Below are 23724 nucleotides of genomic sequence, written 5' to 3'. Positions count from 1 at the left end.
ATGCGGGGCAGGTGGCGCTGCTGGCCGGCGACATCGAGCAACCGCAGGAAGCGGCCCTGCTGGCGCGCGCGGCGCCGCTGCGGGCGCAGGTGCTGCTGGTGCCGCACCATGGCAGCCGCACCTCGTCGAGCGAGGCTTTCCTGGACGCGGTCCAGCCGCGCTGGGCGCTGGTGCAGGCGGGCTATCGCAACCGCTTCGGGCATCCGGCGCCGGCGGTGGTCGAGCGCTACCTGCAGCGCAACGCCACCGTGGTCGACTCGGCGCGCTGCGGGGCGGCCTGGTGGTCGTCGGCGCAGCCGGACCGCATCCGCTGCGAGCGCCAGGCGCAGCCGCGCTACTGGCGGCACCGCCTGCCGGAGCCGGCGCCCTGAAGCGGCGGGTGCGGTTGCTATCCTGCGCCACAGTGCCCGACCTGCAACCCGGCTCCGCCGCCACCTTCCTCTTCGCGCAGCGCGCCGAGCGCCTGCTGCGGTCGGGCGAGCACGCCCGGGCGCTGGCGGCCTACCGGCGGCTGTACGAGGCGATCGGCGACCGCGACCGGGGCACGCTGCTGCACTATGGCCGCTGCCTGGCCTGGGCCGGCGAGCTGGAGGCCGCCTCCGAGCGCTTTCGCGAGGCCGTGGTGCAGGAGCCCGGATTCCTGGAGGCACACGTGGATCTGGCCGGGGTGCTGTGGCGGCTGGGCGAGTTCGGCCGCAGCCTCGCCCACGCGCGCGCGGCGGTGCACCTGGCGCCCCACCACGCGCGGGCCGTGCGGATGCTCGGGCTGGTGCTGCTGCAGTTGCGTCGCCTGGAGGAATCCGAGCTGCAGTTGCGCCGTGCGCTGGCGCTGGACCCGCAGCTCGCCGCCGCGCGCCAGGACCTGGCCTGCTGCCTGTTGCTGTCGGGCCGGCTGGCGGAGGGCTGGAGCGAATTCGCGCGGCGCTGGGACGATCCGGCGCGGGCGCGCCGTCCGCCCTTTTTCGAGGCCGAACTGGAGTGGCAGGGTCCCTCGCAATCGTTGCGGGGCCAGCGCCTGCTGGTCTACGCCGAGCCGGGGCGTGGCGACGTGCTGCAGGCCTTGCGGTACCTGCCCCGGTTGCAGCGGCTCGGCGCGGAACCGGTGTGTGCGGTGCCGACCGCGCTGGTGCCGCTGGTGGAGGCGAGCTTCCCGGGCGTGGAGTGCCTGGCGCCCGACCGCGACCTGCAGGCCGACCTGCACGCCGCGTTGTTCGACCTGCCGGGGCGCTTCGGCACCACGCTGCAGGACATTCCTTCGCCGGAGGGCTACCTGCGTGCGCCGCAGGATCGCCTGGCGGCATGGGCGCAGCGGCTGGCGCCGTGGCGGGGCCGCTTCAAGCTCGGCATCGCCTGGGCCGGTGCGCCGGGCCATCCCAACGATCGCAACCGCTCCCTGGCGCTCGGCAGCTTGCAGCCCTTGCTGGGCTTGCCCGGCGTGCAGGGCTTCAGCCTGCAGGTGGGCGCGGCGGGGCGCTGGTCGGATGTGGACGCCGATGCGGCCGGCCTGGTCGACCTGACGGCCGGCTGGCGCGATGTCGCCGACAGCGCCGCGATGCTGCGGCAGCTCGACCTGGTGGTCACCGTCGATACGGCGGCCGCGCATCTCGCCGGGGCGCTGGGTGTGCCCGCCTGGGTGCTGCTGCCGCCGAACGCCGACGCCCGCTGGCTGCTCGATCGCGAGGACTCGCCCTGGTATGCCTCGCTGCGCCTGTTCCGCCGCGGATTCGGCGAGACGCGCGAGCAGCAGGTCGGGCGGGTGGCGGCGCGGCTCGCGCAGGCCGTGTCATCGCGCGGCTGACCCGCCGGGCGTTGCAGCAGGTTCCGCCGTTCGCGGCGCCCCTGGCTTGTCATTGCGGGCTTGCCCTGCCATCCATCACCCGCGCGCCGAACTCGCGCAGCTGTCGTGCAGGGCATCCCTGCGTGCGCCGGGATGACAAGTACCTGACCCCGATTTCGCGCCCGATTTCAGGGCGGCAGCGCAGCCTTCACTTCACGCCCCAGTTCGATCACCGCCATCGCGTAGTAGCTGGACTGGTTGTAGCGGGTGATGACGTAGAAGTTCTCGGTGCCGGCCACGTAGCTGGGCGGGTCGGTGCCGTTCTGCAGTTCCACCAGCGCCAGCGGGCCGTCGTGGCGCACCGCGTCGCCGTCCAGGTGCGCGCCCTTGGCCAGGAAGCTCGGCACGCTGAAGGTGGGCAGGATGTCCGGCGCCAGCAGCGCGTCCAGGTCGAGCCGCTCCACGTCGAAGGCCACCGGGTAGTGCGTGGGCAGGCCCGGCTGCCAGCCGAAGGCCCTGAAGTAGTTGGCCACCGAGCCGATCGCGTCGGCCGGGCTGCGCCACAGGTCGACCCGGCTGTCGCCGTCGAAGTCGATCGCCCAGCGCACCCAGCTGCTGGGCATGAACTGCGGCATGCCCATCGCGCCGGCGTAGCTGCCCAGCGGCTGCGCCGGGTCGGCGCCGATGCGGCTCTGCCAGGCCAGGAACTGCCCCAGCTCGGCGCGGAAGAACTCGCTGCGCTCGGCGGCGCGCGGGTGCGCGGCCGGGAAGTCGAAGGCCAGCGTGGCCAGCGCGTCCAGCACGCGGAAGCTGCCCATCTGCTGGCCGTAGATCGTCTCCACGCCGATGATGCCGACCACGATCTCGGCCGGCACGCCGAATTCCCGTTCGGCCCGCGCCAGCGCCTCGCGGTTGTCCTGCCAGAAGCGCACGCCCGCCTGGATGCGGATCGGGTCGATGAAGCGGCTGCGGTACACGGCCCAGTTCTTGGGCGTGCCGGCCGGGGCCGGCTGCATCAGCCGCTCGACCACCGGCAGGCGCTGCGCCCGGGCCACGGCCTGGCGGGTCCATTGCGGATCCAGCCCGCGGCGCTCCGCCAGCTGTTCGGCAAACGCCATGGCGTCGTCGCGCACGGCATAGGGCGTGCCCTGGCGCGCCGGCGCCTGGACCTTCACCTTCTTGGGCGACGACGGCCTGGCGAGTGCGCCCGTGGCAGGCAGGGCGAGGGCCACGGCCGCCAGCAGGGCAGCGGTGAGCGCAGGGGTCATCGAAGGGCGGGCCAGGGCAATCGGTTGAGTTCGCGCTGCAGCGCGGGCAGGGGGGCGGGGGCGCTCGCCGCATAGCGCTGCGCTTCCAGGCGCAGCAGCCAGTCTGCCAGCGGCCGCCCCTGCTCGCCGAAACGGTTGGTGACGGCCGCGGCCATCTGCCGCGGCCCGGCGGCGGGCGGCAGCGGCACCCCGGCCTGCGCCAGCCGGGCGCGCACGCGCGCCAGCAGGCGCAGCCACGGGTCCTGCCGGCTGCGCTCCCAGCGCGCCCAGGCCGCGCCTGCGAGCGCCACCGCGACGACGATGCCGATCAGCACGTAGCTGAGATCCTCCCAGCCGGGCGACCGGAAGCCGAGCCTGCGCAGCAGGTCCAGCTGCTTGCTCTGGGTGTAGTTGAGCACCCACTGGTTCCAGCCGTTGTTGACCGCGTCCCAGGCCTGGCGCAGCTCGGCCAGCAGGTTGGGATCGACGGTGGCCACCGCGGTGGCGAAGGCGCCCTGCGGCGCGCTCAGGCGCTGCCGCGATCCGGTGCGCGAAGGCGCGACCATGGAGGTGGGGTCCACGCGCACCCAGCCGCGGCCGGCCAGCCAGACCTCGGTCCAGGCATGGGCGTCGCTGTGGCGCAGGACCCAGTAGCCATCGACCGCGTTGAGCTCGCCGCCCTGGTAGCCGGTGACCACGCGCGCCGGGATGTCCATGGCCCGCATCAGCACCGCGAACGCCGAGGCGATGTGCTCGCAGAAGCCCTGCTTGCGGTCGAACCAGAACTCGTCGGCGGTGTGCTCGCCGTACACGCCGGGCTCCAGCGTGTAGACGTAGCCGCCGGTGCGCAGGCGCTCCAGCGCGGCCTGCACCAGCGCCGGCTTGTCGGCGGCGCCGCCGGGCGCGGCGCGCATCATGTCGGCCGCCATCTGCAGGGTGCGCGGGTTGTACGCCGGCGGCAGCTCGCGGTAGTGCGGCGGCAGCAGGGCCGAGCGTCCCTGCACGTTGGCCCGCCACTCGACGTGGCTCTCGGCCTGGTAGCGCAGCAGGTCGGTGACCGGCCGGGTCGAGACCCACTGCAGCTCCCCGCCGCTGACCGCTTCCAGGCCCGGGGCGGTCGGCGCGCGGGTGGCGGCATCGAGCACCAGCAGCCAGGGCCGGTTGCTCGGCTCCAGCGTCACGGTGTAGCGCACCGGCTCGCCCAGGCCCTGCAGGGCGACCGGCGGCAGCAGCGCCGCGACGTAGGCACCCAGCCGCGGCAGCAGCGGCTTCCACTCGCGGCCATCGAAGCTGGACAGCACGGGCCCGCGGAAGTACAGGTCGCGGGCGGCCGGGACCGGCCCCTCGAACTTGACCCGCATCGCGATGCCTTCCTCCAGCGCGAGCTGGGCCACGTTGCCCACGCGCAGGGTGGACGACAGGCCGGTGCGCCCGGTCATGCCGTCGCTGGGGATGCCCCACAGCGGCGCGAAGCGCGGGAACAGCAGGAACAGCACGGCCATCAGGGGCGCCCCGAGCAGCGCCAGCGTGCCGGCGGTGCGCGCCGCCTGCGCCAGCGGCGGCCGGCCCGCCGGCATGTGGGCGTTGACCAGCGCCGTGAGCAGCCCCAGCAGGCCGACCAGCATCGCTGCCGCGATCGGCAGCGACTGCGAGAAGAAGAAGTTGGTCAGCAGCGTGAAGAAGCCGAGGAAGAACACCACGAAGGCATCGCGGCGGGCGCGCAGTTCCAGCGTCTTGAGCGCCAGCAGCACCACGATCAGCGTCACGCCGGCGTCGCGGCCCAGCAGCGTGCGGTGCGACAACCAGGTGGCGGCAACGGTGGCGGCCAGCAGCCCCAGCACCCAGGCCGGGCGCGGCAGCGGCGCCCCGCGCACCGCGAGCACGCCGCGCCACGCCAGGATGGCGGCCGCCAGCGCCACGCACCACCCCGGCAGGCGCGCCGCCTGCGGCAGGATCAGCCAGGCGATCACCGCCAGCAGGAACAGGGTGTCGCGGGCTTCGCGCGGCAGCGACGCGGCCGCCGACAGCCAGCGGCGGCGTATCGCCGCCGGCCGGTCGCCGCCCGGCGGCGCGGCCGCGAAGGGAGCGGGCCGCGTCAGCACAGCGCCAGCGCCTCCAGGCAGCGGCGGCGGTGGCCCTCGCCGGCATCGGGCGGGATCTGCAGGCCGGGCAGCCGCAGGCCGTAGTCCACGCCCAGCTTGTCGGCCTGCAGCACCCAGGCCGCCAGCCGCGACAGCCGCGCCTCGCCGTCCACCGCGCCGGCCCGGGCGAAGTCCAGCCACAGCTCGCGCCGTTGCGCCTGCTGGGTGTCGCGGCTGACCAGCTCGTCGGCCTTGGCCGCCTTCTTCCACACCACCAGCTTGAGCGGGTCGCCGCGGCGGTAGGCGCGCACGCCGTCGAACTCGCCGGCCGACTGCACGCGGGCGGGCCCGATGGTGCCGGCGCGCGGTTCGCCCTCGGGCAGCGGCGGCGGCGAGGACTCGGGCGCCGGCCACACCAGCACCCGGGCTGCCGGCCGCCACACGGTCCAGACGCGGAAGGTGCCGAGCGGGAACCGGGTCTCGGCCGTCAGCGGCGGCACCGGGTGCAGCCCGCGCCGGGGCGGCTGGAAGGCGACCGAGACGGTGGCCGTGCCCTGGGCGGGCACGTCGGTCCAGGCCCACCGGTCCTCGTGCCCGGCGTCGAGCACCGACAGGCCGATGCCGTGGCGCGGCCCCTTGCGGCCATTGGTGAGCGTCACCCGCAGCGGCGCGTTGCGGCCGGCGAACACCGGCTCGGGCGGCGCCAGCGTGAGCGTCAGGCCGCGCAGGGTGGCGTGGCACACGTACATGCCGGCCACCGCGCTGCCCGCCAGCAGGAAGGTGAGCAGGTAGCCCAGGTTCAGCTGGTAGTTGATGGAGGCGACCAGCAGCACGAGCAGCGTGGCCGCCAGCATCAGCCCGGGCCGGGTGGGCAGGATGTAGACGTTGCGCTGGGTGAGCGCCAGCGTGTCGGACAGCGGCAGCCGTGCCTGCCACCAAGCGCGGAAGCGCTTGCGCACCACGACGGCCGGGTTGATGACGAATGACGAATGGCTCGGCTGCTGCGCCGCCGGAATGACAAAGGGGTCTTCAGTCATTCGTCATGCGACGCCGAAGGCGAGGTCATTCGTCATTCGCTAAGGCAGGGGCACTGCGTCGAGCATGGCGCGCACCTGCTCGACCGGGCCGCGGCCGGCGTCGCCGACCGGCACCAGCCGGTGCGCGATGGTCTGCGGCAGGATGGCCTGCACGTCGTCGGGCGCCACGTAGTCGCGCCCGCTGATCAGGGCCTGCGCCTTGGCGGCCCGCACCAGCGCGATGCCGGCCCGCGGCGACAGCCCCTGCAGGAACCAGCGGCCGCTGCGGGTGGCCGCGACCAGGTCCTGCACGTAGTTCAGCAGCGCCTCGGCGGTGTGCACCGCCAGCACCTGCCGCTGCAGGGCCTCGAGGTCGGCCGCGGTCAGCTTGCCGGCCATGCCCACCACCATGTCGCGCCGGTCGGCGCCGGAGAGCAGCTCGCGCTCGGCGGCCCGGTCGGGGTAGCCCAGCGAGATGCGCATCAGGAAGCGGTCGAGCTGCGATTCCGGCAGCGCGAAGGTGCCCAGCTGGTCGTGCGGGTTCTGGGTGGCGATCACGAAGAAGGGGGAGGGCAGGGCCCGCGTCTCGCCTTCGACCGTGACCTGCTTTTCCTCCATCGCCTCCAGCAGCGCGCTCTGGGTCTTGGGGCTGGCCCGGTTGATCTCGTCGGCCAGCAGCACCTGCGCGAAGATCGGGCCGGGGTGGAAGACGAAGGCTTCCTTGCCGCGCTCGTAGATCGACACGCCCGACAGGTCGCTGGGCATCAGGTCGGCGGTGAACTGCACGCGCGAGAAGTGCAGCCCGAACGAGCGCGCCAGCGCGTGCGCCAGCGTGGTCTTGCCCACGCCCGGGACGTCCTCGATCAGCAGGTGGCCGCCGGCCAGCAGGCAGGCGACGCAGTCGCGCACCTGGTCGGGCTTGCCCACGATCACCGTGTTAAGCTGGTCCAGCAGCGCCTTGAGTTTTTGTCGTGCTTCCATCAGGGCCTGACGTTATCCGAATTTTCCGTGCCGCCAGCCATGAGTGCGAACAAGACCGGGTATTTCACGCATGGGTCGTGCCGGTTGCACGAAATGGGGCCGGGCCACCCCGAGTGCCCGCAGCGGCTGGCTGCGATCGACGACCGCCTGCTGGTCACCGGCGTGCTCGACGCGCTGGAGCGGCGCGAAGCGCCCGAGGCCTCGCTGTACGACCTGGAGCTGGCCCACGAGCGCATGCACATCGCGGCGCTGCGCGGCCTGGGCGCCGAACTGAAGGACCAGATCGCCGCCGGCGGAAGCCCCTACGCGTACGTGGACCCCGACACCGCCCTCAACCTGCACACCTGGGACGCCGCCCTCCATGCCGCCGGCGCCGCGCTGGCGGCCACCGACGCGGTGATCGCCGGCGAGCTGCGCAACGCCTTCTGCGCGGTGCGCCCCCCCGGCCACCATGCCTGCCGCGACCGCGCGATGGGGTTCTGCTTCTTCAACAACGTCGCGGTGGCGGCGCGCTACGCGCTGGCGCGGCACGGCCTGAAGCGGGTGGCGATCGTGGATTTCGACGTGCACCACGGCAACGGCACCGAGGACATCCTGGCGGGCGATCCGGGCGTGCTGATGGTGGGCATCTTCCAGCACCCGTTCTATCCCTGGACCGGCGAGCCGCCTTCGGCCGACAACATGGTCAACGTCCCGGTGCCGGCGTACACCCGCGGCATGGAAGTGCGCGAGCTGGTCGAACTGCTGTGGATCCCGCGGCTGGAGCAGTTCCGCCCGCAGATGATCTTCGTGAGCGCGGGCTTCGACGCGCACCGGGAGGACGACCTGGGCCAGCTCGGGCTGACCGAGAACGACTACGCCTGGATCACCCACCGCATCCGGGACATCGCCGACCGCCATGCGCAGGGGCGCATCGTGTCCAGCCTGGAAGGCGGCTACAACCTCGGCGCGCTGGGCCGCAGCGTCGAGGCGCACGTGCGCGTACTGGCGGACCTGTGAACGACCAAGCCGAGAGAAGGAGCACTGACATGGACAATCCGCCGATCCTCGAAACCCGCGACGCCCGGGGCGTCGTCACCCTGACCCTGAACCGCCCCGGCAACTTCAACGCGCTGGGCGAGGAGATGCTGGGGGCGCTGCAGGCCGCGCTGGACAAGCTGGCCGACGACGAGTCGGTGCGCGCAGTGGTGATCGCCGCCGAGGGCAAGGCCTTCTGCCCCGGGCACAACCTCAAGGAAATGATCGCCCGGCCCGAGCTGGGCTACTACCAGCAGCTGTTCACGCAGTGCAGCCGGGTGATGCTGGCTATCCAGAAGCTGCCGGTGCCGGTGATCGCCCGCGTGCACGGCATCGCCACCGCGGCCGGCTGCCAGCTGGTCGCGCAGTGCGACCTGGCGGTGGCTTCCACCGATGCGAAGTTCGCCGTCAGCGGCATCAACGTCGGCCTGTTCTGCTCCACCCCCAGCGTGCCGCTGCTGCGCAACATCGCGCCCAAGCAGGCGATGGAGATGCTGGTCACCGGCGAGTTCATCGATGCCGAGCAGGCGCAGCAGCGCGGGCTGGTCAACCGGGTGGTCGCGCCCGAGCGGCTGGACCAGGAGGTGGAGTCGCTGCTGGCCAGCATCGTGGCCAAGCCGCGCAAGGCGCTGGCCATGGGCAAGGAGCTGTTCTACCGCCAGCGCGAGCTGGGCATCGAGGCGGCCTACCAGCTGGCCTCGCAGACCATGGCCGTCAACATGATGGACGGCTGCGCCCAGGAGGGCGTGGCGGCCTTCACCGAGAAGCGCAAGCCGAAGTGGGGCTGATCCGGCCCTGCGCCGGTCGGCGGGGCGTGCCGGCGCGATGACCCCCAACCCGCTGCGACGGCTCATCCTGAGCCTGGACCACCCCGGCCTGCCGATCGAGGCCGGCGTGCTGCTCGGCTGCCTGCTGCTGGCCGCGGGGCTGTCCTGGGCGATCGGCCGCAGGCGGCGCGGCGGCTCGGTCTGGTTCGGCCGCATGGTGGTCGACGGGCTGATGTTCCCGCTGCTGGCGCTGGCGCTCGTCTATGCCGCCCGCGCCATCGTCGACGACTACCTGCCGCTCGCGCTGCTGCGGCTGGCGGTGCCGCTGCTGCTGTCGCTGGCCGGCATCCGCTTCATCGCCCGCGTGCTGACCCTCGCCTTCCCGCATTCGGCGCTGGCCCGGCTGGCGGAGCGCTGGTTCTCCTGGCTGGCCTGGATCGCCGCCGCGCTCTGGGTGGCCGGCGTGCTGCCGGCGGTGATGGCCGAGCTCGATGCCATCCACTTCGCCTTCGGCAAGTCGCGCGTGAGCGTTCTGACGCTGTTCGAGGGCCTGCTGTGGGCCGGCGTGGTGCTGGTGGCCGCGCTGTGGGTGTCGGCGGTGATCGAGCGGCAGGTGCTGCAGCCGTCCGTGCAGGACCTGTCGCTGCGCAAGGTGGCGGCCAACGCGATCCGCGCCGGCCTGCTGCTGGTGGCCCTGCTGTTCGCGCTGTCGGCCACCGGGATCGACCTGACGGCGCTGTCGGTGCTGGGCGGGGCGCTCGGCGTCGGCCTGGGCTTCGGGCTGCAGAAGCTGGCGTCCAACTACATCAGCGGCTTCGTGATCCTGTTCGAGCGCTCGCTGCGCATCGGCGACATGGTCAAGGTCGACAACTTCGAGGGCCGGGTGCTGGACATCAAGACCCGCTACACCCTGATCCGCGCCGCCAACGGGCGCGAGTCCATCGTGCCCAACGAGAAGCTGATCATCGAGCGCACCGAGAACCTGTCGACGGCCGACCCCAAGGTGCTGGTGACCACCGACGTGACGGTGGCGCTCGACAGCGACGTCGAGGTGGTGCAGCGGGTGCTGGTGGAGGCGGCGCGCTCGGTGCCGCTGGTGATGGCCGACCCGCCGCCGGCCGCGCGGCTGGGCCGCTTCCTGCCGCAGGGGCTGGAGTTCACGATCCAGTTCTGGATTCCCGATGCCAGCACGCTGCAGCTGAACGTGCGCTCCGACGTGAACCTGGCCGCGCTCAGGGGCTTGCGCGCGGCGGGCGTCGAGCTGGCGCGCGCCTAGGCGCGGCATCCGGCATGGCGCGACCCGGCCGCGGCCGGCGGACCAGCGCCACGCCGCTGATCCGGGCCGCCGGCACGAACGGCTGCGGCCACACGCGCGAGTCGTCCGACTGCTGCGGGTCGTCGCCGACGACGAACCAGTGGCCGGCGGGCACGCGCCAGGCCTGCACCCTCGCCCCGGCCACCCGGCGCTGCCCGTTCCACGGACGACCGTTGACGCGCAGGCGGCCGGCTTCGAGTTCGACGACATCCCCCGGCCCGGCGGCGACCCGCTTGACGTAGCGGGTGCCCGGTGCGGCGCCGATCACGACGATGTCGCCGACGGCGACCCGTCCCATCGGCGGCCGCGTCAGCAGCAGCTGGCCCGGCGCCAGCGTGGGCTGCATGGAGCGCCCGCGGATGCGGACCAGGGGCGTCCAGCGCACCGCCTCAGGGGTGGTGCTCCGCATGGTGGGCGTGCGCGCCGCCAGGGCCATGGTGGCCGTGTTCGTGGTCCTCGCCCTCGGCGTACTTGAAGAAGCTCACGTAGGCTGCGACGTAGTCGCGGGCGGCGGGAACGTCGTCGACGTCGAAGCCCTTCTTGCCGAGCGCCACGTGGAAGCGGCGGTGCAGCTCGTCGCGCCGCTCGGCCGGCGCCAGCGCGCGCACCTCGCGGTCATCGCCGGTTTCGAGCGCCCGGTCGGCGGCCACCACGATGGGCTCGACGTGTGCCCCGGTGGGCTGGATGCCGGTGAAGCCGACGCCCTCGCCCATGCGGTGGATCCGCACCAGGGTTTCCAGGAACAGGCGGTCGGCCACCTCGGCGGCCTCCGGGCCCAGCCTGCGCACGGCCAGGGCCTTGGCGAAGACCTCCTTCAGCTCGGGCTCGCCGTCGGCCTGGATCCACTTGAGGGCATGGTTGATGTTGCCGGTGGCCAGCGCGCGGCGGCCGTCCGTGACGGCCGGGCCGTCGGCGGTGTCGCAGTGGGCCTCGGCCGTGGGGACGAGGGCCGCGACGAAGGAACGCAGGATCCGGGTGAGGGACATGGCAGGCCTCCTTGCGCCGGCGGGTGCCGGCCGACAATTCAATCTAGCCCGGGGCCGTGCCGGTGCACTTGACCGGACGCAAGGCGGGCACGCTCCGGTTCCCAGCCCTCGAACGGCGCCCGCGGCCGCAGCCGGCGCAGGGCGGCTCAGCGCTGGTACAGCCGCTCGATCTCGCTGGCGAAACGGGCCGACAGGTTGGCCCGCTTGAGCTTGAGCGTGGGCGTGATCAGCGAGTCCTCCACCGTCCAGGGCTCCCGCAGCAGGCCGATCGCGCGCGGCTGGGCGTAGTACGGGAAGTCGCGGGTCAGCTCGCGGATGCGGGCCAGCGCCGCCTGCACGGCCTTCGGATTCGCCAGCGATCCGGGCTGGTCCGGGTCCAGGCCCAGGCCCTTGCACAGGCGCTCCCAGGGTTCCCGGCCCATCACCGCCAGGCAGGCGATGAAGGGGCGGTGGTCGCCGAAGCAGTAGGCCTGCTCGAACAGCGGGTCGGCCGCGATCGCCGTCTCCAGGTCCACGGGGGCGATCTTCTCGCCGGTGCTGGTCACGATGATCTCCTTGACGCGGCCCAGGATGCGCACCCGCCCGTCTTCCAGCGCCGCCTGGTCGCCGGTGTGCAGCCAGCCGTCGGGATCGATCGCCCGGGCCGTGTCCTGCGGCCGCTTCCAGTAGCCGCGCATCACGTTCGGGCCGCGCACCAGCAGTTCCCGGTTCTCGCCGATGCGCACCTCCACGCCCTCGAGCGGGCGACCCACGGTGCGCGGGTCGTTGTCCCCGGGCGTGTTGGCCGACACCACCGGCGAGCTCTCGGTCATGCCGTAGCCCTGCAGGATGTGGATGCCCAGGCCCAGGAAGGTCCGCGCGATCGGCTGCGACAGCGCCGCCCCGCCGCTGATGGCCAGGCGCAGGCGTCCGCCGAAGCGGGCCTGCAGGCGGCTGGCGACCGCGCCCGAAAGCAGGGGCCAGGCCGCCGCATCGATCGCGGCGGAGCCGGCGCCCTCGACCGGCAGCCCGTGCTCGCGGCAGAAGCGCCGCCAGCCCACGGCCTGCGCCCAGTGGAACAGCGTGCGCTTGACCGTGGACTCCTCCAGCATCGTCTGCAGCCTGCCGTAGACGCGCTCGTAGATGCGCGGCACCGACACCAGGATGGTGGGCCGCACGGTCAGCAGGTCCTCGGGCAGCTGCGGCACCGAGCGGGCGAACGCGGTGCAGGCGCCGCAGGCGATGGCCACGTAGTAGCCGCAGGTGCGCTCGAAGGTGTGCGACAGCGGCAGGAAGGACAGGAACACGTCCTCCACGCGGGGGTGCAGCAGCGCCAGGCCGGCCTTCACGTTGGACAGGATGTTGGCGTGCGTGAGCATCACGCCCTTGGGCTTGCCGGTGGTGCCGGAGGTGTAGACCAGGCCTGCCAGGTCGTCTTCCTGCACCTGCGCCGGGCTGGCCGCCGGCGCGGCATCGCCCTGCGCCAGCCAGTCGCGCAGCGACACCACCGTGGGCGGCCCCCCGATCGCGCCGGGCTCGCCCTGGCGCACCACGACGTGCCGCAGCGCCGCCGGCACCATCTCCGTCTGGGCGATGGCCTGCCAGTGCGACAGCGAGTCCGCCATCAGCACGCTGGCCTCGCTGTCGCCCAGGATGTAGGCGATGCTGCCGGGGTTGTCGGTCACGTGCAGGGGCACCGGCACGCAGCCCAGGGCCAGCACCGCCTGGTCGACGCCCACCGCGTCCACGCTGTTGGGCAGCAGGATGGCGACCCGGTCGCCGCGCTGCAGGCCCAGCGCGGCCAGCGCCCGCGCGAACCGCTGCACGCGTTCGCCGAACTCGCGCCAGCTCGTGCCGGCCCAGGCGGCCCGCGCCTCGTCGTACTGGCGGTAGGCCTCGGCTTCGGGGGTCTGGGCGACGCGCCAGGCCAGCAGTCCGGCCAGCGTGCGCACCGCGCCCAGCCCGGCCGCGGCCGGCGCAGCCGGATGGGGCGGCGCCAAGGGGGAAGGGTATGCAGGGGCGGCGGTGAACTGCATGGTTCGGCCCGGAGGACAAGCTCGTCCCATTGTGGGACCCGGCCGCGCACGGCGGGGAATTCCCGCCTCTGCAGGCGCGCCAATTGGCCGCGGCCGGCCCGTCAGGGCGGCGGACGAAGCGCAGGCGCCGGGGCGGCCCGGCGCCCAGCCACCGACCCGTTCACTTCATCATCGACGGCAGGAACAGGCTCAGCTGGGGGAAGGCGATCAGCAGCCCCAGCATCACGACCATGACCGCCACGAACGGCCAGCAGCCGCGGAAGATGGTGGCCAGCCCGACGCCGGGCAGCAGCGAGTTGAGCACGAACAGGTTCATGCCGACGGGTGGCGAGATCAGCCCGATCTGCACCACCATCACGATCAGCACGCCGAACCAGATCGGGTCGAACCCGAGGCCGGTGACGATGGGGAAGAACAGCGGGATGGTCAGCAGCACCATCGTCAGCTCCTCCATCACGGTGCCCAGCACCACGTAGATGCCCATCATGGCCACCACGATCATGGTGGGCGACAGGCCCAGGTGGGTGATCCAGTCGCGCAGGTCGCCGGGCATGGTCGTGAAGTTCACGAAGTTGGCGAAGATGGTGGCGGCGATCAGCAGCGTGAACAGCATGGCCGTGGTGCGGGCCGACTCCACCAGCACCTGGTAGAGCACCTTCCAGCTCAGCCGGCCGCGCAGCAGGGCGAACAGGAAGGCCCCGAAGGCGCCGAAACCCGCGCCTTCGGTGGCCGTGAAGAAGCCGCCGTAGATGCCGCCCAGCACCACCACCACCAGCACCGCCACGCCCCAGATGCCGCGCACGGCGCGCCAGCGCTCGGACCAGCTCGCCCGTTCGCCCGGCGGGGCGTGCTCGGGGTCGCGCGCGGTGATCACCGAGACGGCCGCCATCAGCGCCAGCGCGGTCAGCACGCCGGGGATGACACCGGCGGCGAACAGCTTGCCGATGTTGGACTGGGTGATGATCCCGTAGATGACCAGGATGGTGGAGGGCGGCACCATGATGCCCAGCGTGCCGCCGGAGGCCATCACCCCGGTGGACAGCGACTCGCTGTAGCCCAGCTTGCGCATCGAGGGATAGGCTACCTTGCTCATGGTGGCCGCGGTGGCGATCGACGAGCCGCAGATCGCGCCGAAGCCGGCGCAGGCGGCGATGGTGGCGTGGGCCAGTCCGCCGCGCACGTGGCCGATGAAGGAATAGGCCGCCTGGAACAGCTCGTGCGCCAGGCCGGCGCGGGCGACGAAATTGCCCATCAGGATGAACAGCGGCACCACCGACAAGGTGTAGGCGAAGCCGGTCTCGTACACGGCCTGCGAGGTGCTGGCCATGGCCGGTATCCAGCCGCGCGTGAGCCCGATGCCGGCGAAGCCGACGATGCCCATGGCGAAGGCCAGCGGCACCCGCATCACGGCGAACGCGAAGATGGCGGCGAATCCGAGCAGGGCCTCCGTCACAGCGCGGCCCCCTCGCCCTCGGCCCGGTCGCGGCCCGGCCGCTGGCCCAGCAGCCACAGGTGGACGGCGCCGGTGACGGCGCACAGCACGCCCATGCCGTACATGAACGGCGCCTTCAGGATCTGCAGCTGGGCGGTGGTCTCGCCGCTGGCCAGGAACTGGCGGCCCGTGTCCCACATCAGCCAGCCCAGCGCGAACAGGACGGCGGCGCACAGCAGGTGGACCACGACCGCCTGCGCGCGGCGCAGCCAGCCGGGGAGGTAGGGATCGAGCGAGTCGAACTCGACGTGCTCGCCGCGCTCGGAGACCAGCGGCAGCGCGCTGAAGATCACCACCACCATCAGCAGTTCGGTGAGTTCGAGCGAACCCGTGATGGAGTTGCTCAGGAACTTGCGCCCGAGCACATCGAAGAAGGTGAGCGCCATGATGGCGAACAGCGCCGCGGCGGACAGCAGTCCGCACAGCAGCTCCAGGGTTTTTTTCATGCTGGGCATTCCGTCAGGCGCGCCGGACCTTGCGCGCGCCCCCATGTGCGAAGGCGGCACCTCCGGGCAGAAGGTGCCGCCTTCCGTTCAAGCTGGCCGCCGTTCTACTTGGCTGCCTTGGCGATCTCGGCGCGGAACTCGGCCAGCACCTTGGCCGCGTCCTTCAGGCCCCTGGCCTCGGCGTCCTTGGCCCACTTCTCCTCCAGCTTGGCGGTGTGGGACTTGACGTCGGCGATGAACTTGGCGTCGGCCTTGGTGAACTGCACGCCGTTGGCCTTCATGTTCTCCAGCGCCTTGTTGTCCACCTTGTCCCAGCCGCGCCCGAAGATGCGGGCCGCGACCTCGCCGGAGGCGTCGTCGACGGCCTTCTTCTCCTCGGGGCTGAGCTTCTTGTACTTGTCCTCGTTCATCATGAACACGAAGCTGGTGTTGTACAGGCCGCCGGGGAAGGTGGTGGCGTACTTGATCAGCTTGTCGAGCTTGAACGAGTCGACCGACTCGGCCGGGAACAGCGTGCCGTCCATCACGCCGCCGGACAGCAGCTCGTAGGACTCGGGCGCCGGCTTGAGCGTGACGTTCATGCCCAGCGTCTTGGCGATCTCGTTGACCATGCCGCCGCCGACGCGCCACTTCATGCCCTGCAGGTCCTCCAGCTTGGCCACCGGCTTCTTGGTGTTGAGGACCATGCCCGGGCCGTGCGTGAAGTAGGTCAGCACATGCACGCCGGCGTGCTCCTTGGCGAACTCGGGGTGCTTGGCGGCAACCCGGTTGAAGGCCACCGACAGCGGCTCGGCGCTGTCGCCCAGGAACGGGAACTCGGCCATCTGGGTCAGCACGAAGCGGCCCGGGGTGTAGCCGTGCACGGTGAAGGAGACGTCGGCCAGCCCGTTCTTGATGGCATCGATGGTGCCGGGGGGCGCGGCGACGCCGCGCGGCAGCTGGTTGCACTTGATCTTGCCGGCGGAATTCTTCGCGACCAGGTCGCACCACTCCTTCTGCGCCAGGGTCAGCGAGTGGGTGGGCGGCACCCAGCTGGACAGCGTGAGCACCGTCTGCGCGGCGGCCGGGGCACAGGCGAAGGCGGCGGCCAGGGCGGCGGCCGAAAGCGACAGGCGTTTCATCGTGCAAAGCTCCTTGCGATAGGGGTCGGCGCACTGTAAGCGTGGGCTTGACGAATGTCGGTCCTGAATTACCCGGAGTGGAGCGATGCGCGCGCACCGAAATGTCGTGACGATGACAGAGATGCGATCCGCCACGCCCGAGCCAGGCGACCGTCCGCCCGTCCCTATAATCAAAAGCGAACGATCGTTCTTTTTTGCCCCGAGCCCATGTCGCACCGCGGCATAGAATTTTGGGCTTTACGTCAACGTCAATTCTTCCCCTTTAGGAGCCCCCTGATGAAGGTTCTCGTCCCGGTCAAGCGGGTGGTGGACTACAACGTGAAGGTCCGCGTGAAGTCGGACCACACGGGTGTGGACATCGCCAATGTGAAGATGAGCATGAACCCGTTCGACGAGATCGCGGTGGAGGAGGCGGTCCGGCTGAAGGAAAAGGGCGTGGCCACCGAGGTGATCGCCGTGTCCTGCGGGGTGCAGCAGTGCCAGGAGACGCTGCGCACGGCGATGGCGATCGGCGCGGACCGTGCGATCCTGGTGCACACCGACGAGGAGCTGCAGCCGCTGGCGGTGGCCAAGCTGCTCAAGGCGCTGGTGGACAAGGAGCAGCCCGGGCTGGTGATCCTGGGCAAGCAGGCGATCGACGACGACGCCAACCAGACCGGCCAGATGCTGGCGGCGCTGGCCGACCTGCCGCAGGCCACCTTCGCTTCCAAGGTGGAAGTGGCCGGCGGCCAGGCGCAGGTCACGCGCGAGGTCGACGGCGGCCTGGAGACGGTGGCCATCACGCTGCCGGCGGTGGTGACCACCGACCTGCGCCTGAACGAGCCGCGCTACGTGACGCTGCCCAACATCATGAAGGCCAAGAAGAAGCCGCTGGAGACGGTGACGCCGGCCGACCTGGGGGTGGACGCCAGCCCGCGGCTGAAGACCCTGAAGGTCACCGAGCCGCCCAAGCGCAGCGCCGGCCAGAAGGTGCCGGACGTGGCCACGCTGGTGGAGAAGCTTCGCAATGAGGCCAAGGTGATTTGAATGAGAAGGGACTCGGGGCTGGGGGCTAGGGACCAGGGCAACAGCCGGTCCCCGCAGCCCTGAGCCTTGAAGTCCCAACTGTCCTCCCCTAGCCCCTAGCCCCTAGAACCTAGCCCCTAGAACCTAGCCCCTTCCCCCCATGACCTCCCTCGTCATCGCAGAACACGACAACGCGTCCATCAAGGCCGCCACCCTCAACACCGTCACGGCGGCCGCGGCCTGTGGCGGCGACGTGCACGTGCTGGTGGCCGGCCACAATGCTGCCGCAGCGGCCAAGGCCGCCGCGCAGATCGCCGGCGTGGCCAAGGTGATCCACGCCGACGGCGAGCCCTTCGCCCACGGCCTGGCCGAGAACGTGGCGGCCCAGGTGCTGGCCATCGCCAAGGACTACAGCCACATCCTGTTCCCGGCCACCGCCAGCGGCAAGAACGTCGCCCCGCGCGTGGCCGCGAAGCTGGACGTGGCGCAGGTCAGCGACATCACCAAGGTCGACAGCCCCGACACCTTCGAGCGGCCGATCTATGCCGGCAACGCCATCGCCATCGTGCAGAGCGCCGATCCGGTGAAGGTGATCACGGTGCGCACCACCGGCTTCGACGCGGCGCCGGCCTCCGGCGGCAGCGCGCCGGTGGAGGCCGCCAGCGCGGTGGCCGACAGCGGCAAGAGCCGCTTCGTGGGCCAGGAGATCGCCAAGAGCGACCGGCCCGAGCTGACCGCCGCCAAGGTGATCGTCTCGGGCGGCCGCGCGCTCGGCTCGGCCGAGAAGTTCACCGAGGTGATCACGCCGCTGGCCGACAAGCTGGGCGCCGCCATCGGCGCCAGCCGCGCCGCGGTGGACGCCGGCTACGCGCCCAACGACCTGCAGGTGGGCCAGACCGGCAAGATCGTCGCGCCGCAGCTGTACATCGCCGCGGGCATCAGCGGCGCCATCCAGCACCTGGCCGGCATGAAGGACTCCAAGGTGATCGTGGCGATCAACAAGGACCCCGAGGCGCCGATCTTCAGCGTGGCCGACTACGGGCTGGAGGCCGACCTGTTCCAGGCCGTGCCGGAGCTGGTGAAGGCGCTGTAGCGCCTTCACCAGCAGGGGCCAGGGACTAGGGGCTAGGGGCTAGGGAAACAGCCCCGCTCCGATCACAGCCCTTGCCGGTTCGGACCGAACGGTATTCCCCCAGCCCCAGTCCCCAGTCCCCAGCCCCTAGCCCCTTTGGAGTTCCCATGCCCTACCGCGCCCCCCTCAAAGACATGCTCTTCGACATCCGCCACCTGGCGCGGATCGACGAGATCGCCACGATGCCCGGCTTCGAGGAAGCCGGCTTCGACACCGCGCAGGCCGTGCTGGAGGAGTGCGCGAGGTTCAACCAGGAAGTGGTCGCGCCGCTGAACGTGCCGGGCGACCTCGATCCCTCCAGCTGGAAGGACGGCCAGGTCAGCACCACGCCCGGCTTCCGGCAGGCGTACGGCCAGTACACCGAAGGCGGCTGGCAGGGGCTGCAGCACCCGACCGACTTCGGCGGCCAGGGGCTGCCCAAGACGGTGGGCGCAGCCTGCAGCGAGATGCTCAACTCGGCCAACCTGAGCTTCGCCCTGTGCCCGCTGCTGACCGACGGTGCCATCGAGGCGCTGCTGACGGCGGGCTCGGACGAACTCAAGGCCACCTACCTGGCCCGGCTGGTCAGCGGCGAGTGGACCGGCACCATGAACCTGACCGAGCCGCAGGCCGGCAGCGACCTGGCGCTGGTGCGCAGCCGCGCCGAGCCGCAGGCCGACGGCAGCTACAAGGTCTTCGGCACCAAGATCTTCATCACCTACGGCGAGCACGACATGGCGGACAACATCGTCCACCTGGTGCTGGCGCGCGTGGCCGGTGCGCCCGAGGGCGTCAAGGGCATCAGCCTGTTCGTGGTGCCCAAGTTCCTGGTCAACCCCGATGGCTCGCTGGGCGCGCGCAACGACGTGCACTGCGTCAGCATCGAGCACAAGCTGGGCATCAAGGCCTCGCCCACCGCGGTGCTGCAGTACGGCGACAACGGGGGTGCCGTCGGCTACCTCGTGGGCCAGGAGAACCGCGGCCTGGAGTACATGTTCATCATGATGAACGCGGCCCGCTATGCGGTGGGCGTGCAGGGCATCGCGATCGCCGAGCGCGCCTACCAGAAGGCGGCGGAGTACGCGAAGGAGCGCGTGCAGTCGCGGCCGGTGGACGGCTCGATCAACGCCAGCGCGCCCATCGTGCACCACCCGGACGTGCGCCGCATGCTGATGACCATGCGCGCGCTCACCGAAGGCTGCCGCGCGATGGCCAGCGTGGCCGCGGCCGCCTACGACGCGGCCCACCACCACCCGGATGCCGAGGTCCGCCGGCAGAACCAGGCCTTCTACGAATTCATGGTGCCGCTGGTCAAGGGCTACAGCACCGAGATGAGCCTGGAGGTCACCTCGCTGGGCGTGCAGGTGCACGGCGGCATGGGCTTCATCGAGGAGACCGGCGCGGCGCAGTACTACCGCGACGCCCGCATCCTGCCGATCTACGAGGGCACGACCGCGATCCAGGCCAACGACCTGGTCGGCCGCAAGACCGCGCGCGACGGCGGGCAGGTCGCCCGGGCGATCGCCGGACAGATCGAGCAGACCGAGGGCGAACTGGCGCGGCGCGATTCGGCGGCCGCGAAATCCGTGCTGCGGCGGCTGGCGGCGGCGCGCCAGGCCTTCCTCGACGTGGTCGACTTCATCGCCCGCGAGACCCGCGGCAACCCGAACGCGGCCTTCGCCGGATCGGTGCCCTACCTGCTGCTGGCCGGCAACCTGGTGGCCGGCTGGCAACTGGCGCGCTCGCTGCTGGTGGCCGAGGAGCTGGCGGCCCGGGGCGAGGACACGGCCTTCATGCAGGCCAAGGTCGCCACGGCGCGCTTCTATGCCGAGCACGTCCTGTCGCGTGCGCCCGCCGCCCGCGACGCCATCGTCGAAGGCGCGGAGAGCGTGATGGCGATGGCGCCGGAAGCCTTCTGACGACAAGGAGACCCATGTCCCGACTGCCCCCCGCCCTGCAAAACCTCGCGCTGCCGGCGATCGGCTCGCCGCTGTTCATCGTCAGCAACCCGAAGCTGCTCATCGAGCAGTGCAAGGCGGGGATCGTCGGCGCCATGCCGGCACTGAACGCCCGGCCGGCGTCGCAGCTGGACGAGTGGCTGCACGAGATCACCGAGACGCTGGCGGCCTGGAACCGCCAGCATCCGGAACGCCCGGCCGCGCCGTTCGCCATCAACCAGATCGTGCACAAGAGCAACGACCGGCTCGAGCACGACATGGAGATGGTCGTCAGGCACAAGGTGCCGGTGATCATCACCTCGCTGGGCGCGCGCACCGACGTCAACGACGCGATCCACGGCTACGGCGGCGTGGTGCTGCACGACGTGATCAACAACGGCTTCGCGCGCAAGGCGGTGGAGAAGGGCGCCGACGGCCTGATCGCGGTGGCTGCGGGCGCCGGCGGCCACGCCGGGATCAAGAGCCCGTTCGCGCTGGTGCAGGAGATCCGCGAGTGGTTCGACGGCCCGCTCGCGCTGTCCGGGGCCATCGCCACCGGGGGCGCCGTGCTGGCCGCGCAGGCCATGGGCGCCGATTTCGCATACATCGGCTCGGCCTTCATCGCGACCCACGAGGCGCGCGCCTCCGATGCCTACAAGCAGGCGATCGTCGACTGCACCAGCGACGACATCGTCTACTCCAGCCTGTTCACCGGCGTGCACGGCAACTACCTCAAGCCCTCCATCCGCAACGCGGGACTGGACCCCGACAACCTGCCGGAGAGCGACCCCAGCAAGATGGACTTCGGCGGCGGCGAGGGCAGCAAGAAGGCCTGGAAGGACATCTGGGGCTGCGGGCAGGGCATAGGCGCCGTGCACGAAGTGGGCAGCGCCGCGGCATTCATAGCGAAATTGAAGCGGGAATACGAGGAGGCCAGGCGCCGCCTTTGCGCCTGACCGCTCGGGCCAGTCGCCCTCAAGCGCCCGACCCGTAGCTCAACTCCCGCGTCGGGCCCCAGAACACGCGGTACATGTAGATCGTGTAGGCGATGATCACCGGCAGCGTGATCGCCGTGCCGATGAAGCTGACCACCAGCGAGCCGGTCGAGGCGGCGGCCTGCCAGACCGTCAGGCGGTCGATCACGATGTACGGGTACAGGCTGTAGGCCAGGCCCAGGAAGGCCATCACGAAGATCAGCACGGTGCTGGCGAACACGATCCAGCCGTAGCCGGCGGCCACCACCTGCGGCCGCCGGATCACGTGCCAGGCCGCGTAGAACGCGGCGGCGCAGGCCACCGGGATCGGCAGCAGGCCGATCAGTTGCGGCATCGAGAACCAGCGGTCGAACACCGTCTGGCTGACCAGGGGCGTGGCCAGCGAGATGCCCACCAGCGCCAGCCCCATGGGCCACAGCACCTTGCGCGCCCAGCCGACGGCGCGGGCCCGCAGGTCGCCATCGGTCTTCATGACCAGCCAGCCGGCGCCCATCATCGCGTAGGCGGTCGGCAGCGTCAGGGCGATGCCGGCGGCGAAGGCGAGCGAGTTGCGGTCCCGGTCGAAGCCCATCAGGTAGCTGCCCAGCATCCAGCCCTGGGAGGCGGCCGCCATCAGCGAGCCGATCGCGAACAGCCGGTTCCACAGCGCCTTGTGGTGGTCGCGCGCCTTGACCCGGAAGTCGAACGACACGCCGCGCAGGATCAGCCCCAGCAGCATCAGCGCCACCGGCAGGTACAGGCTGCTGAGCACCAGCCCCTGCGCGTGCGGGAACGCCATCAGCAGCACGCCCACGCCCAGCACCAGCCAGGTTTCGTTGGCGTCCCAGAACGGCCCGATGCTGGAGACCATCACGTCCTTCTGCTCGTCGGTGGCCAGGGGCAGCAGCAGGCCCACGCCCAGGTCGTAGCCGTCCAGCACCACGTAGATCAGCAGCGCCAGTCCCATCACGCCCATGAAGAACAGCGGCAGCAGCCGGGCCCAGTCGAGGTCCATGGTGTCCTCCTTTCCTCAGGCGCGGCCGCCGATCGGCGTGCCGGGCCGGGCGCTCTGGGGCGTGGGCGGCGGCTGCTGCGCCGGGTGGGTCGACATGTACATCAGCACCGCCACGTACGCGACGAGCAGGAAGGCGTAGAGCAGCAGGTAGCCGATCAGGGTCGAGAGCACCACGCCGGGCGGGTGTGGCGCCACCAGGTCGGCGGTGCGCAGCACCCCCTGCACCAGGAAGGGCTGGCGGCCGATCTCGGTGACCCACCAGCCGGCCAGCGTGGCGACCCAGCCGGAGAAGGTCATGGCCGCCAGTACGCGCAGCTGCCAGCGGGACAGCGGCATGGCCGGGCCGGCCTCGCGTCGCCTTCGCCACCAGGCCAGCGCCATCCACCAGGACACGACCAGCATCAGCACGCCCATGCCGACCATCACGCGGAAGCTCCAGAACACCGGGGCCACCGGCGGGTGCGCGTCAGGGAATTCGTTCAGGCCCCTGATCTCGGCGTCCGGGTCGTGCGCCAGGATCAGGCTGGCGAGCCTGGGCACCATGATGGCGTAGTCGGTGCGGCGCTCGGCTTCGTTGGGCAGTCCGAACAAGGTGAGCGCCGCGCCTTTTTCGGTGTGCCAGATGCCTTCGAGCGCGGCGATCTTGGCCGGCTGGTGCTCCAGCGTGTTCAGGCCGTGCAGGTCGCCCGCGAGGATCTGCAGCGGCACGGCCACCACGGCGACCGTGATCGAAGTCCGCAAGGCGAGCGCGCTGCCGTCGTTGGCGGCGCGGCGCAGGTACTGGTACGCCGACAGCCCGGCGATCAGGAACGACGCCGTCAGCGTCGAGGCCAGCAGCATGTGCACCAGCCGGTAGGGGAAGGAGGGGTTGAAGACGATCCGCAGCCAGTCGTCGGCCTGCACCACCCCGTCGACCACGCTGTGCCCGGTGGGCGTCTGCATCCAGGAGTTCAGGCTCAGGATCCAGAACGCCGACAGCGTGGTGCCGGCCGCCACCATCAGCGCCGCGAACAGGTGCATGCGGTCCGACACCCGGCTGCGGCCGAACAGCATGATCCCCAGGAAGGTGGCCTCCAGGAAGAAGGCGGAGAGGATCTCGTAGCCGAGCAGCGGCCCGGCGACGTTGCCGGCGCGCTCGAGGAAGCCCGGCCAGTTGGTGCCGAACTGGAAGCTCATCGTCACGCCGGTCACCACCCCCAGCGCGAAGCTGAGCGCGAACACCTTGGTCCAGAGGTAGTAGGCCTCCTCCCAGTGCTGCTCCCGGTCGCTGCCGCGCGCGGCATTGCCGCGGACGCGGAAATACACCAGGAACCAGGCCAGCGCGATGTTGATCGCGGGGAACAGGATGTGGAAGCTGATGTTGGCGGCGAACTGGATGCGCGAGAGCAGCAGGGTGTCCATTCAGGCCTCTTTTCCGGCGG

Annotated in this window: 21 protein-coding genes; 9 read left to right on the top strand and 12 right to left on the bottom strand. The window is 71.4% G+C overall.

Features of this window, described 5'->3' with window-relative positions; genetic code table 11:
* Both V6M57_RS00415 and V6M57_RS00410 read left to right on the top strand, forming a co-directional pair.
* Positions 1-371: ComEC/Rec2 family competence protein (locus tag V6M57_RS00415; protein ID WP_442968762.1), on the top strand; the 371-nt coding region annotated here is incomplete at its 5' end.
* Between the two features lie 32 nt (positions 372-403).
* The gene (locus V6M57_RS00410; protein ID WP_332812997.1) at positions 404-1798 is read left to right on the top strand and encodes a tetratricopeptide repeat protein; all 1395 of its coding nucleotides are present in this window, start codon (positions 404-406) and stop codon (positions 1796-1798) included.
* Between the two features lie 167 nt (positions 1799-1965).
* Here V6M57_RS00410 and mltB read toward each other — a convergent pair whose 3' ends face one another.
* From mltB to V6M57_RS00390, 4 genes are read right to left on the bottom strand one after another with little or no spacing between them, the layout of a single operon-like run.
* A complete protein-coding gene (gene mltB / locus V6M57_RS00405) occupies positions 1966-3045 on the bottom strand; it encodes a lytic murein transglycosylase B (RefSeq protein WP_332812996.1) in 1080 nt (359 codons plus the stop codon).
* Positions 3042-5066 carry a transglutaminase family protein gene (locus V6M57_RS00400; RefSeq protein ID WP_332812998.1) on the bottom strand — a complete coding sequence of 675 codons (2025 nt, stop codon included), beginning with the start codon at positions 5064-5066 and terminating at the stop codon, positions 3042-3044. Before V6M57_RS00400 ends, mltB begins: the two co-directional genes overlap by 4 nt.
* A gap of 53 nt (positions 5067-5119) precedes the next feature.
* Positions 5120-6142 (bottom strand): DUF58 domain-containing protein, encoded by a 1023-nt coding sequence (locus tag V6M57_RS00395; RefSeq protein ID WP_332812995.1) that lies wholly within the window; start codon positions 6140-6142, stop codon positions 5120-5122.
* A 39-nt stretch (positions 6143-6181) separates the two neighbouring features.
* Positions 6182-7102, bottom strand: coding sequence for an AAA family ATPase (locus V6M57_RS00390; protein WP_332812994.1), 921 nt, complete (start codon positions 7100-7102; stop codon positions 6182-6184).
* A 39-nt stretch (positions 7103-7141) separates the two neighbouring features.
* On the opposite strand from V6M57_RS00390, the gene V6M57_RS00385 reads away from it, so the two are divergent.
* The 3 genes from V6M57_RS00385 to V6M57_RS00375 are packed head-to-tail and all read left to right on the top strand — an operon-like array spanning position 7142 to position 10162.
* Positions 7142-8101, top strand: a complete 960-nt coding sequence (locus tag V6M57_RS00385) for a histone deacetylase family protein (protein ID WP_332812993.1) — start codon at positions 7142-7144, stop codon at positions 8099-8101.
* A gap of 29 nt (positions 8102-8130) precedes the next feature.
* Positions 8131-8907, top strand: coding sequence for an enoyl-CoA hydratase (locus V6M57_RS00380; protein WP_332812992.1), 777 nt, complete (start codon positions 8131-8133; stop codon positions 8905-8907).
* A gap of 37 nt (positions 8908-8944) precedes the next feature.
* Positions 8945-10162, top strand: coding sequence for a mechanosensitive ion channel family protein (locus tag V6M57_RS00375; protein ID WP_332812991.1), 1218 nt, complete (start codon positions 8945-8947; stop codon positions 10160-10162).
* On the opposite strand, the gene lepB is transcribed toward V6M57_RS00375, so the two are convergent.
* The 6 genes from lepB to V6M57_RS00345 all read right to left on the bottom strand — a co-directional run bounded on the left by lepB (position 10119) and on the right by V6M57_RS00345 (position 16261).
* On the bottom strand, positions 10119-10610 hold the full coding sequence (lepB, locus tag V6M57_RS00370; RefSeq protein ID WP_332812990.1) for a signal peptidase I: 492 nt from the start codon (positions 10608-10610) through the stop codon (positions 10119-10121). The genes V6M57_RS00375 and lepB overlap by 44 nt on opposite strands.
* Positions 10591-11187 carry a DUF6448 family protein gene (locus V6M57_RS00365; RefSeq protein ID WP_332812989.1) on the bottom strand — a complete coding sequence of 199 codons (597 nt, stop codon included), beginning with the start codon at positions 11185-11187 and terminating at the stop codon, positions 10591-10593. Before V6M57_RS00365 ends, lepB begins: the two co-directional genes overlap by 20 nt.
* A 146-nt stretch (positions 11188-11333) precedes the next feature.
* A complete protein-coding gene (locus V6M57_RS00360; RefSeq protein ID WP_332812988.1) occupies positions 11334-13166 on the bottom strand; it encodes an AMP-dependent synthetase/ligase in 1833 nt (610 codons plus the stop codon).
* 196 nt (positions 13167-13362) lie between these two features.
* Complete coding sequence (locus tag V6M57_RS00355; protein WP_332812987.1) at positions 13363-14655, bottom strand: TRAP transporter large permease; 1293 nt, start codon at positions 14653-14655, stop codon at positions 13363-13365.
* Positions 14652-15140 (bottom strand): TRAP transporter small permease, encoded by a 489-nt coding sequence (locus tag V6M57_RS00350; protein WP_332812986.1) that lies wholly within the window; start codon positions 15138-15140, stop codon positions 14652-14654. Before V6M57_RS00350 ends, V6M57_RS00355 begins: the two co-directional genes overlap by 4 nt.
* A gap of 104 nt (positions 15141-15244) precedes the next feature.
* Entirely contained in the window at positions 15245-16261 is a 1017-nt protein-coding gene (locus tag V6M57_RS00345) for a TRAP transporter substrate-binding protein (RefSeq protein WP_332812985.1), read from the bottom strand.
* A 276-nt stretch (positions 16262-16537) separates the two neighbouring features.
* On the opposite strand from V6M57_RS00345, the gene V6M57_RS00340 reads away from it, so the two are divergent.
* The 4 genes from V6M57_RS00340 to V6M57_RS00325 all read left to right on the top strand — a co-directional run bounded on the left by V6M57_RS00340 (position 16538) and on the right by V6M57_RS00325 (position 21270).
* Positions 16538-17287 carry an electron transfer flavoprotein subunit beta/FixA family protein gene (locus tag V6M57_RS00340; protein ID WP_332812984.1) on the top strand — a complete coding sequence of 250 codons (750 nt, stop codon included), beginning with the start codon at positions 16538-16540 and terminating at the stop codon, positions 17285-17287.
* A gap of 139 nt (positions 17288-17426) precedes the next feature.
* Complete coding sequence (locus V6M57_RS00335; RefSeq protein ID WP_332812983.1) at positions 17427-18359, top strand: electron transfer flavoprotein subunit alpha/FixB family protein; 933 nt, start codon at positions 17427-17429, stop codon at positions 18357-18359.
* Between the two features lie 146 nt (positions 18360-18505).
* On the top strand, positions 18506-20296 hold the full coding sequence (locus tag V6M57_RS00330; RefSeq protein ID WP_332812982.1) for an acyl-CoA dehydrogenase: 1791 nt from the start codon (positions 18506-18508) through the stop codon (positions 20294-20296).
* Between the two features lie 14 nt (positions 20297-20310).
* The gene (locus V6M57_RS00325; protein WP_332812981.1) at positions 20311-21270 is read left to right on the top strand and encodes an NAD(P)H-dependent flavin oxidoreductase; all 960 of its coding nucleotides are present in this window, start codon (positions 20311-20313) and stop codon (positions 21268-21270) included.
* Between the two features lie 19 nt (positions 21271-21289).
* Here V6M57_RS00325 and V6M57_RS00320 read toward each other — a convergent pair whose 3' ends face one another.
* The gene (locus V6M57_RS00320) at positions 21290-22303 is read right to left on the bottom strand and encodes a cytochrome d ubiquinol oxidase subunit II (RefSeq protein ID WP_332812980.1); all 1014 of its coding nucleotides are present in this window, start codon (positions 22301-22303) and stop codon (positions 21290-21292) included.
* Between the two features lie 15 nt (positions 22304-22318).
* Positions 22319-23704: a cytochrome ubiquinol oxidase subunit I gene (locus V6M57_RS00315; protein WP_332812979.1), complete on the bottom strand. Its 1386-nt coding sequence runs from the start codon at positions 23702-23704 to the stop codon at positions 22319-22321.
* Positions 23705-23724 lie beyond the last annotated feature (20 nt).

It is taken from the genome of Ramlibacter sp., from assembly GCF_036676645.1.
GTDB lineage: Bacteria > Pseudomonadota > Gammaproteobacteria > Burkholderiales > Burkholderiaceae_C > Ramlibacter.
This window is presented reverse-complemented; position numbering and strand designations above follow the sequence as displayed.